The 11106-nt window shown below is 62.9% G+C and carries 12 protein-coding genes and 2 rRNA genes; 5 read left to right on the top strand and 9 right to left on the bottom strand.

The features are described 5' to 3' along the window. The first annotated feature begins 133 nt into the window (after nt 1-133). Together rrf (ACNPP0_RS05225) and rrf (ACNPP0_RS05220) are read left to right on the top strand one after the other, a co-directional pair. Nucleotides 134-246 (top strand): 5S ribosomal RNA (gene rrf / locus ACNPP0_RS05225). Between the two features lie 183 nt (nt 247-429). Then, nucleotides 430-542: ribosomal RNA gene (gene rrf / locus ACNPP0_RS05220) — 5S ribosomal RNA — on the top strand. Between the two features lie 156 nt (nt 543-698). Here rrf (ACNPP0_RS05220) and ACNPP0_RS05215 read toward each other — a convergent pair. Both ACNPP0_RS05215 and ACNPP0_RS05210 read right to left on the bottom strand, forming a co-directional pair. Next, nucleotides 699-1439 (bottom strand): aldolase, encoded by a 741-nt coding sequence (locus ACNPP0_RS05215; RefSeq protein WP_332611455.1) that lies wholly within the window; start codon nt 1437-1439, stop codon nt 699-701. A 71-nt stretch (nt 1440-1510) separates the two neighbouring features. Next, nucleotides 1511-2224, bottom strand: coding sequence for a haloacid dehalogenase type II (locus tag ACNPP0_RS05210; protein ID WP_448705196.1), 714 nt, complete (start codon nt 2222-2224; stop codon nt 1511-1513). A 111-nt stretch (nt 2225-2335) separates the two neighbouring features. On the opposite strand from ACNPP0_RS05210, the gene ACNPP0_RS05205 reads away from it, so the two are divergent. Then, the gene (locus tag ACNPP0_RS05205; protein ID WP_442880356.1) at nt 2336-3214 is read left to right on the top strand and encodes a LysR substrate-binding domain-containing protein; all 879 of its coding nucleotides are present in this window, start codon (nt 2336-2338) and stop codon (nt 3212-3214) included. Between the two features lie 12 nt (nt 3215-3226). Here ACNPP0_RS05205 and ACNPP0_RS05200 read toward each other — a convergent pair whose 3' ends face one another. From ACNPP0_RS05200 to ACNPP0_RS05185, 4 genes are all read right to left on the bottom strand, one after another. Continuing rightward, complete coding sequence (locus ACNPP0_RS05200) at nt 3227-3628, bottom strand: YchJ family protein (protein ID WP_448705195.1); 402 nt, start codon at nt 3626-3628, stop codon at nt 3227-3229. 19 nt (nt 3629-3647) lie between these two features. Then, nucleotides 3648-3920, bottom strand: a complete 273-nt coding sequence (locus tag ACNPP0_RS05195) for a GNAT family N-acetyltransferase (protein WP_448705194.1) — start codon at nt 3918-3920, stop codon at nt 3648-3650. Nucleotides 3921-4055: 135 nt separating this feature from the next. Next, entirely contained in the window at nt 4056-5003 is a 948-nt protein-coding gene (locus ACNPP0_RS05190) for a 3-hydroxyacyl-CoA dehydrogenase NAD-binding domain-containing protein (protein ID WP_448705193.1), read from the bottom strand. Nucleotides 5004-5070: 67 nt separating this feature from the next. Continuing rightward, nucleotides 5071-6468 carry an MFS transporter gene (locus ACNPP0_RS05185; RefSeq protein WP_448705192.1) on the bottom strand — a complete coding sequence of 466 codons (1398 nt, stop codon included), beginning with the start codon at nt 6466-6468 and terminating at the stop codon, nt 5071-5073. A 163-nt stretch (nt 6469-6631) separates the two neighbouring features. Here ACNPP0_RS05185 and ACNPP0_RS05180 point away from each other — a divergent pair, with 163 nt between their 5' ends. Beyond that, complete coding sequence (locus ACNPP0_RS05180; protein ID WP_448705191.1) at nt 6632-7501, top strand: LysR family transcriptional regulator; 870 nt, start codon at nt 6632-6634, stop codon at nt 7499-7501. A 94-nt stretch (nt 7502-7595) separates the two neighbouring features. After that, a complete protein-coding gene (locus ACNPP0_RS05175) occupies nt 7596-9023 on the top strand; it encodes an amidase family protein (protein ID WP_448705190.1) in 1428 nt (475 codons plus the stop codon). On the opposite strand, the gene ACNPP0_RS05170 is transcribed toward ACNPP0_RS05175, so the two are convergent. The 3 genes from ACNPP0_RS05170 to ACNPP0_RS05160 form a co-directional block, all read right to left on the bottom strand. Then, nucleotides 9004-9840: a 2-keto-4-pentenoate hydratase gene (locus ACNPP0_RS05170; protein ID WP_448705189.1), complete on the bottom strand. Its 837-nt coding sequence runs from the start codon at nt 9838-9840 to the stop codon at nt 9004-9006. The two genes, ACNPP0_RS05175 and ACNPP0_RS05170, sit on opposite strands and share 20 nt — an antisense overlap. Before the next feature lie 4 nt (nt 9841-9844). Continuing rightward, complete coding sequence (locus tag ACNPP0_RS05165; protein ID WP_332611470.1) at nt 9845-10225, bottom strand: hypothetical protein; 381 nt, start codon at nt 10223-10225, stop codon at nt 9845-9847. 160 nt (nt 10226-10385) lie between these two features. Continuing rightward, nucleotides 10386-11106: glutamate-5-semialdehyde dehydrogenase (locus ACNPP0_RS05160; protein WP_448705188.1), on the bottom strand; the 721-nt coding region annotated here is incomplete at its 5' end.

Here is an 11106-nt window from a genome sequence, read left to right as displayed (position 1 = left end):
GTCAGCAGCCAGCCAACACCAATTACGACCCCCCCTGTGCATGATCATCGAGCTGGCCTCTGATCATCCACACGTTGTGTTTCTTCCAAGATTGGAGCCGTTGCGCTAACCCGCAACCGCTCAACCAGTTACGCCTGACGACCATAGCAAGGTGGTACCACTCCTTCCCATCCCGAACAGGACAGTGAAACGCCTTCGCGCCGATGATAGTGGACGGACGTCTGTGAAAGTAGGTCATCGTCAGGCTTTTATTGCGCAAAACCCCACAGGTAATCCTGTGGGGTTTTGTTTTTGTATAAGTGAGAACGCATCCATGCGTGACGACAGGTACTTGGTGTCATCACGAATGTGATTAGATGTTCGTGCAGTGCCAGGCAGTACACAAAATTCGAGAGGTTGACGTTCAAGGCACCCTCTCAAGCAGTTACGCTTGACGACCATAGCAAGGTGGTACCACTCCTTCCCATCCCGAACAGGACAGTGAAACGCCTTCGCGCCGATGATAGTGGACGGACGTCTGTGAAAGTAGGTCATCGTCAGGCTTTTATTGCGCAAAACCCCACAGGTAATCCTGTGGGGTTTTGTCTTTGGATTTTTGATTTTGGAAGTCCCGGCCTTTGCAAGCCGCTGATTATTTAAACCCCCTCGCAGCTCACGCTCCGAGGGGGTTTTGTTTTGCGGGAATCCAAGGACGCCGTTTATGGAAGTTGGCGGCGCAACGCTTCGAAGAACAGTTCGGATTGCAGGCGTTCACTTTGAATCTGAGCGGCGACCTTGGCAGCGATGTCCGCGTTTACTGGTTTGAGCGGGCGCCCGGTTGACTGCGCAAGGACCTGCGCTGCGCACGCGCGTTCCAGGAAAAACAAATCGTCGTAAGCGTAGTCCAGCCGTTCGCCACAAACCACAACGCCGTGATTGCCAAGGAAGACGATGTCTGCGCCTTGCATGGCATGCGCAATGCGTTCGCCCTCGGTAACGTCCAAGGCAAGGCCGTTGTAGTTTTCGTCAATCGCAAGGCGGCCATGGAAGCGCATCGCGTTTTGCGACAGCGTCGTGTCCAAACCCCGATCCGCGGTAAGCGTCAGCGCCGTGGCGTACGGCATATGCGTGTGCAGGACACAGGCCTTGCCAGCGATACGGTGGATGGCAGCATGAATGAACATAGCCGTGGGCTCGACGGCGTGTCGGCCGGCCAGTTTGTTGCCTTGCGCGTCGATCAGTACGATGTCATCGGCTTGGACCTCGTTCCACATAAGACCGCGGGGATTCAGCAGAAAGTGGTCAGGGTCACCTGGCAACGCGACGCTGAAGTGATTGCAGACGCCTTCGCCAAGGCCGTGAGCCGCGGCTGCTCGTAAAGCCAAGGCCAAATCCGCGCGAAGCGCAGCCACAGGTTCCGCGTGATAAAGAGCGTCTGCGAAATGAGGTTCTTGATTCATGTCTGCCTTCGGGCTTAGGTAGGGGTAAGAAAAAGGCGCCCGCGCCAACTATAGGGCGTCAGGCCGCGGCGTTATAGCCAACCGGCGGTGCGAAACACGTCAGGCACCCGGTCCAATGTCGGTACGGTAGCGTCCGGACGATAGTCAGGCAATAGCTGACGACCCGTTCCCCGGTCAATCCATACGCATCGGAATCCGATGTCGCGCGCAGCCGCATGGTCCAGATGGGGACTGGCGCAAATATGCACGATGTCGGCTGGCGTGACGCCAAGACTTTGGTGGGCATGCGCGAAGATCTTGCGTGACGGCTTATACGCGCCCGCGGATTCGGCCGTGATGACGCGGTCGATATGCCCCCCCAACTGCGCGACGTTGCCGGCAATGATGTCTTCATCGGTATTCGAAATGATGCAAAGGCGGAAGCCCGCCAGTTTCAGCGTGGCCAACGTGTCCGCGACTTCCGGAAACGGCGGCATGGCGGAAATGCTGCCTATTAATATGTCTGCATCTTCAGCCCGATAGGGCAGCCGAAGATCCTGCATGGTCAACCGTAGCGACTCTTGCGAGATGTCGGCAAAGCTGCGATGGGGCGGGGTGCGTTCCAGGCGGTGCTCATGTTGGTCATACACATGCAGGAACTCATCCGGGGACGGCGCTGAATGCGATATCGGCTTGCCAGCCAGGATGCGTGCGACTGCGGCCTGTAGCCCTTCGTCCCACTGAATCAGCGTGCCGTAACAGTCAAACGTCAGCCATCGCGGGCGGGGAAGTGAATTCAAGGGCATGGCAGGTCCTTCAGAAAAAATATCAGAATCGTCAGCGTAGGACGGTACGCACGAAGTCGTAAAATTAATAATAGAACTCCACTCAGTCGATAAATTAATATCAAGGCCGCCATGCTAGACCTGGAACTCATGAGAACGCTGGTCTGCGTTGCCGATGAAGGCAGCTTCACACGAGCAGCCCGACGCGTGCATCGCACACAATCGACCGTCAGCCAGCAAGTGCGCAAGCTGGAGCAGACAGTGGGCAAGACATTGCTGCTGCGGGACCGCACGGGCAGCAATGTGTCTGCGACCGAGGATGGCGAGGTGATGCTAGCTTACGCCCGCCGCCTGTTGGCCATTGCGGACGAGGCCGAACATGTCTTGATGGCGCCTCAGGCCGCGCGCGTTTTACGCCTGGGCATTCCTGAAGACTTCGACGTGGCGCGGCTGACGCTGCTGTTGGCGCGATTCGCGGCCAGCCATTCCGACGTCCGGCTGCAAACCGCCAGCGGCATGAGCACCGAGCTGCGTGGCAGACTGGCTTCCGGCGACTTGGATCTGGCGTTGATCAAGCGCGAGCCCGACGACGGCCCCTGCCTGGCGGCGTGGCCCGAGCGTCTGGTCTGGATCGGCGCAAGGGGGCACACGGCGCCGGCGCCAAATTCCCCCGTGCCTTTGGTGATGTTTCCGCCCGGGTGCATCTATCGCAAGCGGATGGTCTACGCGTTGGAAAGCGCCGGTCGCGCCTGGTACGGCGCTTATCACAGCCATAGCCTGGCGGGCGTACAGGCGGCCGTGGCGGCGGGGCTGGGCGTGAGCTTGCTGCCCGCGTTTGCCACACTGGATACGCACCAGGTGCTTGTGGCGCGCGACGGGTTCGATCCGGTGCCGTCTACCGAGCTGGCCATCGTCAGCAATCGGCGTGTGCCGCCCGGCATCGAGCAACAACTCGTATGCGCGTTGCAGCAGGCCGTCGAAGCGGACACGCGAGACCCGGCGGTCGTGTGAACGCCGGCCGTTTCAGGTCACATCGCCGTCCACGTAGTACCACTGGCCGTTTTCACGCACGAAGCGGCTGACCTCGTGCATGCGATGCGCGCGGCCTGCCTGACGGCTACGGGCCACGAATTCCACGGTAGCGTGATCCGCGCCCTGCTCGCGCGCTTGCTTGATGGTCAGCCCCAGCCATTTCAAGTCGGGCGGATTCGGCTCCAGCGAAGCGGGCCGCGTGCGGGGATGCCAGCTGGCCAGCAGGTAAGGCAATTTGTCCAGGACGAATGCGCTGTAGCGCGATCGCATAAGCGCTTCGGCGGTGGGCGCCTGCATGGCCAGCGGGCCTTCATGCCAGCGGCCGCAGCAGCGGTCGTAGACCGCGCCGCCGCAAGGGCAAGGAGCGGCCGGGGAAGCAGTTTTCTTCGTCACAGTGTGGCAGCGGCGGGGATCAGGCCCGCAGGTCGTTGTATTCGGGATGGCGGCGCATGTAGACCTCTGCATACGAGCACAAGGGGCGCACTTTCCAGCCGTTGGCGCGCGCGGTGTCCAGCGCAGTCCGGGTGAGTTCGGCGGCGATGCCGCGTCCGCCGACCTGGCTGGGGACGCCGGTGTGCACGATGGCCATCGTGCTGCCTTGCAATTGGTAGTCCAACACGCAAAGCACGCCGTCGACGGTGGCGGTGAAGCGGGATTGCCCGGGATCTTGGGTGACAACAGTCATTCGAAGGCTCCTTGGATGGGCCGGTCGGTCAGCCGGCATTCACCCGATAGTCGGTCATCGGAACTTGAAAATCGGTATTTGCAAGAAAACAGCTTAACGCGTCAGCGCTCGGGGGCCGAGGGCTGCTCCGTCGCCTTATCGATGCAAAACCTTGATCAACGCCGTGAGTTGGGCATCGCGCGTTTGCACCATGTCGGCGATGCTGCGCCGCTCCGCTTCGGCGTTGACGCCTTCGATAAGTTTGCGCTGTAGTTCCGGAGTCATCTCGGGCGTGCCCAGGTCGTCCCACCAGGTTTGCACGGGGCCCAGCAGGTGGTCCATGAAATTCGCCAGGCCGCCCGCGCCGCCGCCCAGGTTGAACGTCATGTGCGGCCCGAACAATGCCCAGCGCAATCCCGGCCCTTGCGACACCGCGGCGTCGATGTCCGCCACGCTGGCGACGTTTTCGGCAGCCAGATGGATGGCCTCGCGCCAAATGGCCGCTTGCAGGCGGTTGGCGATATGGCCCGGAACTTCCTTGTTCAAGCGAATCGGGTATTTGCCCATGGCCCGGTAGAACGCGATGCTTTGCTCGATGACGTCCGCCGACGTCTTGTCGCCCCCCACCACTTCCACAAGCGGAATCAGATGCGGCGGATTGAACGGATGGCCGATGACGAAGCGCTCCGGATGTTGGCAGCGCGATTGCAGACGGCTCATGATCAAACCCGACGAACTTGAGGCCACGATCACGCGAGGCGGCAACAAAGCGTCCATCCGCGCAAACAGGTCGATCTTGAAATCCTCGCGTTCGGGCGCGTTTTCCTGCACGAAGTCCACGTCCGTCAGCGCCATCGCCAAGTCCGGCTCAAACAGCAACGCATCGGGCGATGCGCCTTCCACGACGCGGCCCAATTCCTTGAGCACCGGCCAGGCGGCCTGCACGCGGGCGCGCGTTTGCGCTTCGGCATCAGCGACGGGGTCGCTGACCACCACCGTCAGCCCATGCGCCAGGAACAGCGCCGCCCAACTGGCTCCGATGGTGCCGGCGCCAACGATGGCGATACGGCGGATGGTCGGCGTGGGCGTGGCAGGGTGCGACATAGGGCTCTCCGAGTGGCAGGGATCGGCCCATATTGTGATGCAAACGCACCGCGCTTGCATGCCCGCCTTACGCGTTATGCGCGCGGCGCAGGTAACGCCATACCAGCCCGACGCCGGCCGTGTAGCTTGCCGCGATCACGCCATAGGCAACGGGCAGGGCGGTGTTCCAGTCGGGCAGCACATGCATGATGGTGCCCATCAGCGCGACGCCGACCAATGCGCCCGACTGCCGATTCGCGTTCAACGCCGCCGCCGCGCTGTTGGCGTGGTGCTTGCCTGACACCTGCATCACAATGCTGGTCATCGCGGGCACGGCGATCCCCACGCCCAGATTGCCCAGCGCAATCAGGACAGCGAAGGGCCAGTAGGCGATGGCGGGCGTGAAGGCGGCGATCCCCAGGGCGCTCATGACGGCGGCCAATGACATGCCTCCCAATAGCGCTGCCGACACGTTCCAGCGCGCCGACACCCGGCCCGAAATCAGATTGCCGATCGAAAAAACCGCCAGCATCGGCACCAGTTGGATACCGGTCTGAAGCGCGTCCGCGCCCCGCGCATGTTGCAGGAACAAGCTAAGCAGGAACAGCTGCCCGTAAGAAGCCAGATTGATCAGGAAGCCAACCCCGTTGGCCGCGGCAAAGTGCGGCGTCTGGAACAGGGCGCGGGGCAGGATCGGCTCGGCGTGGCGGCGTTCGCGCCGCACCAGCAACACGATGGCCACGGCGCACAGGGCGGTGACGCCGGCAATGCGAGGCGATGTCCAGCCGTACGCGTTGCCCTGGATCAGCACGAAACACAACGCAGACAACGCAATCACGCCCAGCAGGTGGCTAATCGGATTCAGCGCGCGGGGTCGTCGTGGGGCGGCCTGGATGCGACGGCGGGCAAGCCACAGCCCGACGATGCCCAAGGGCAGGTTGATGAGAAAGATGCCGCGCCAACCGAATTGGTGGATCAACACACCGCCCAGCAAGGGTCCGGTGGCCCCTGCCACGGCGACGATCGCCGACCAGGCGGCCAGCATGCGGTTGCGCACGTGGTCGTCGTCATAGGCGTGCGTCAGCAAGCTTAGCGAGCTGGGCATGAACAGCGCGGCGCCCAGGCCTTGCAACATGCGCGCCGCGATCAACGTGTTGGCGTCAGGCGCCAGGCCGCATAGCAATGACGCCAGCGTAAACACGGCCAGGCCGGCCAGATAAACCGTCTTGGCCCCATAGCGGTCCGCCAGCGCGCCGGCCACCAACAGCAAGGCGGCAAACGTCAACGTGTAGCCGTCGACGATCCACACCAGATCAGTCAGCGGAACGACGAACTGCACGGCGATGCTGGGCAGCGCCACGTTAACCACGGTCACGTCCAGCATCGCCATGACGAAGCCGATGGCCAGGGTAATAAGCGGCAGCCAGGCAGTGGCCGCTTTGGCGTCGATGGAGGGTACTGGGGATGACTGGCAGGCGGTATTCATGAGAGGCAGACAGCGGGATTCCGAGGGCTGAAGCTTAGAATTTTTCCAGCATGCAAAAAAGCCGTATTACTGCTTTATAGTGATGCATAAATGCATCGCGGGCCGGCCCTGAATGGGCATGAACGGGTGGCGATGCCAATGGATTCAGGCCAGGGGCGCCGCTATGGATTGGGACAATGCCAGGATTTTCCTGGCGATATATCGTGTGGGAACGCTGCGCGGGGCGGCGGCATTGCTGCAAATTGACCAGGCAACGGCGGGCCGGCGCCTGGCCGCGCTGGAGTCATCGCTGGACGCGCGCCTGTTCCTGCGCACTCCCGGCGGCTACGTGCCCACGCCGGCGGGCGAGCTGGCCTTTGCCGCGGCCGAGCGCATGGAGCTTGCCGCCGACCAGTTGCAGCGGCAGATGCAGGGGCTGGACCATCGCCTGTCGGGCGTGGTCCGCGTGGCGGCATCCGAAACCGTCGCCAGCTACTTCATCATGGAGGCGGTGCGCCGCGTGCACGAGCAGCATCCGGACATACGCGTCGTGCTGTCTGCATCGATACAGATCAGCAACCTGACCCGTCGCGAGGCGGACTTGGCCATACGCAACGTCAAGCCAGACAGCCCCGATTTGATCCAGCGCCATCTGGCCCGCAAGGAAGTCGGTCTGTATGCCTCGCGCGATTATCTTGCCGCGCACGGCGAGCCCAAACCGGGCACGGCCTTCGCCGGACATACCTTGGTGACGTACCAGCAGGCGGTGTTGCCGGGCTGGTCGGACACGTTTTGCGGGGAACCGACGGGCAACGGGCGTATCGCGATCGAGCTCAATTCCGGGATGATGATACTTGCCGCCGTGGTGGCCGGCCTGGGCATCGGCGAGCTGCCAACGCACATGGCGCCGGACTATCCCGACCTGGTCCGTATCTGGCCGGGTCGTAGCGAACCGTATGATTTGTGGCTGGTCATGCACGGGGACCTGAACCGCACCGCGCGGGTGCGGGCCGTGGCCGCCGCCATCGTCCAGGTGTTCGAAGAAGATAAATAGCCGCGCAACCGCGGTAAGCCGTGGCTTGTGAAGCCGGGCGACAGGCGCTAAGGTTTGCCTGCCCCGCAGAAAAACCACGAATCAGGAGTGACGCGTGTCCGATCTTTGGCGTTTATCCGCAGTTGAGCTTGCCTCTCTAATCCGACAGCGTGACGTATCGGCTGTCCAGGCCGCGCAAAGCGCATTGGACCGGCTCAATGCCGTCAACCCCGCGCTGAATGCCGTGGTCGATCATCGCCCTGACGAGGTCCTGGCGCGGGCACGTGAAGTCGATGCGCAACTGGCACGCGGCGAAGATCCCGGCATGCTGGCCGGCGTGCCCGTCACGGTCAAGGTCAACGTTGACCAGGCAGGCTACGCCACCACCAATGGCGTCAGCCTGCAAAAAGACGTGATCGCCGCGCAGAACAGCCCCGTCGTAGACAATCTGCTGCGCGCCGGTGCCGTCATTCTTGGCCGCACGAACACGCCCGCGTTTTCCTTGCGCTGGTTCACCGGTAATGGCTTGCACGGAGACACGCGCAACCCGCGCAACCGGGCCTTGACGCCCGGAGGCTCGTCGGGTGGCGCGGCATCGGCGGTGGCGGCGGGCATCGGCCATCTGGCCCATGGCACCGATATCGCCGGGTCCATCCGCTACCCCGCCTATGCCTGCGGTGTGCACGGGTTGCGGCCATCGCTGGGCCGCGTGCCCGCGTACAACGCGGCCTTGCCGGAACGTTCCATCGGCGGCCAATTGACGGCCGTCTCCGGGCCGTTGGGGCGCACCATTGCCGACGTGCGCTTGGGCCTGGCGGCAATGTCCGCACGTGACCCTCGCGACCCTTGGTGGGTGCCGGCGCCGCTTGTGGGCCCCGATGTTCCCCGCCGCGCCGCGCTGTGCGTGAACCCGGACGGCATGAACCCGGAGCCCGCGGTCGTCAAGGCACTGCAGGAAGCCGCGCGCAGGCTCAGCGACGCAGGTTGGACGGTAGACACGCTGGACGCCGTGCCGCCCATGCAAGAGGCGGCCGACTTGCAGATCCGCATGTGGATGGCGGACGGCTATGAGGCCATGTTGGCGGCCGCCGAAAAGGAAGGCGACCCAGGGGCGCTGGTGGCCCTTCGGGGTCAACGCGACAAGGCCGCGGACGCAAACCTGGAAAATTTTTCCGCTGTGTTGACGCGTCGGGCTACGTTGACCCGCTTGTGGGAAGTGTTCCTTTCCGAGTATCCGGTCCTGTTGCTGCCGGTATCGGCCGAACTACCTTTTCCCGACAACCTGGATTTGCAAGGCGATGCGGCTTACGCGCGCGTTTGGAGTGCGCAAATGACGCAGATCGGCGTGCCCTTCATGGGCTTGCCGGGGTTGTCGGTGGCGATGGACAGCGCGATGAGCAGCGTGGGGCAGAGCCCCGTTGGGGTGCAGATCGTTGCGGGGCGCTACCGCGAAGATCTATGTCTGGCCGCCGGCGAAATCATCGAGGCGGGCAACGACGCCATCACCATCGCGGAACCCGACTTCAATCGCGAACCGCGTTGATGTGTCGCTGCGCTGGCGTTAGCCCGCCGCCCTGGCTGCCGAACCGCACGCGAAGCACGCCGAGCTCGCCGTAGACGAGCTCGATGTCTTGGTTGGCCGGCACGTCCAGGAATCCGGCATACGAACCGGTAATGACGTGCTGCCCCGCGTGCAGCCCCAAGCCTTGTTCGCGCAGGAAATTGGCCAACCAGTACAGGCCGGCCTTGGGGTGATCGTTAGGGTGAAAGCCAGGATGTTGTTCGACTTCGCGGCCGCCGACGGACAAGGTCAACGTCATGCTGGAAGGTACCGTGTCGGCGCTGGCGATGCGCGGCCCCAGCACCAGACCTTCGTTGAACATATGGTCGGCAAGCAGTTCCGGCAGGCTGGCATGTTCGGGCGACGCGTAGCGACAGCCCAGCACTTCCAGCGCTAGCCGAGCGCCGCCCACGGCTGCGTCAATCTCGGCTTCGGTGTAGGGGGTGTCGCGGGCGGGCAGGTCTTGCGCCAGTTCAAATGCAATTTCCGGCTCAACGCGCACCACTTGCGCGCGCGTGGCAACGGGGCCAGTCTCGGCATGGACGGTGCCCGATGCGTAAATCGGCGCCACCACCATTTTCTCGGGCGAGGGCAGCGCGCTTTTCCAGGCCGCGATGCGGTCCTGTCGCATTTCCTGCAAGAGCTGTGCGGTGCGCTGTTGCACCGCGAATGCCTGCCCCATGGATTGCGGACGGCAGTCCGCCGGCAAGCGCGGCCCTGCCACGCCGGATTCGCGCGCCGCGATCAAGGTGCGGGCTGCGTCGATGCTGCCGGGATAGTCTTCGATACGGATCTGCATGGGCTCAGGCTCCCAAGTACAGCATCACCCACAGGACGATCATGGCAATCAGCCCCAGCCAGCACGAGCCCCAGAAGCCGACGATGGGCCATTTCAGTGAAAGCGGCGCTTTCTTCGGGTCGACATGACCCAGCAAATCGTTGGCGTTGCCAATCAGCCAGAACCGCGTGCCGGGAAACATCAGGCGGAAGAAATAATCCAGCATGATGGCCGCCTGAATCGACAGGGGGTACTGTTTCCACGGGCGGTGTTGCAAATAGGGATGCTTGAACGCGGCGTTGATTTCTTTATTTTTGAAGAAGAACAGGACAATGCCGCTCAGCGTGCAGGTGATGAAGCAAAGCACGAAAAGGCTGAAGGCCATGGCCATGACAGGTGAATGCATGGGGATCTCAAGATTGCGCGGCGTGCCGCGTTGGATGAAGAAAGGGCAGAACGAAAGCGCGGAAAAAAATCAGCCCGTATTGTAAAAGGCTTGGCGCTGCCCCGTGTTCAGGGCAGCGTCAGCGATCTGGGGCGGCCAGGCCGCCCCGGGCTGGGGTGGCTCAGCCCCGGACCTGCCCTTCGCCGTTCAATACCCACTTCAGCGTGGTCAGGCCTTCCAGGCCGACCGGGCCGCGCGCGTGCAAACGGTTCGTCGAGATGCCGATTTCAGCGCCCAGCCCGTATTCGAAACCATCGGCAAAGCAGGTTGGCAGGTTGACGTAGACCGAGCTGGAATCCACTTCACGTTGAAAGCGCTGCGCCGCGGACAGGTCTTCGGTGACGATGGCGTCGGTATGGCCAGAGCCCCAGCGCGCGATGTGCTCAATGGCGTCATCCAGCGTGTCAACAATACGGACGGCCAGGATCGGACCCAGGTACTCCGTGCCCCAGTCTGCTTCCGAGGCAGGGGTGATGTGGGGCAGCAAGGCCATCGTGCGCGGGCAACCGCGCAGTTCAACGCCGTGCTCGATCAGGGCTGCCGCCAGCGTGGGCAAAATGGAAACGGAGGCCACGGCATCGACCAGCAACGTTTCCATCGCGCCGCAAATGCCGTAGCGGTAGGTCTTGGCGTTGAAGGCAATGGCGTGCGCCTTGTCGGGGTCGGCTGCCGCATCAATGTAGATGTGGCAGTTGCCGTCCAGGTGCTTGATCAAAGGCACCCGGGCCTCTTGCGCCAACCGTGCAATCAAGCCTTTGCCGCCGCGCGGAACGATGACGTCGATATGTTCCGTCATGGTGATGAGTTTGCCCACGGCGGCCCGGTCCGCCGTGGCGCCGCCC

The organism is Achromobacter semiaridum (genome assembly GCF_053543755.1).
This window is presented reverse-complemented; position numbering and strand designations above follow the sequence as displayed.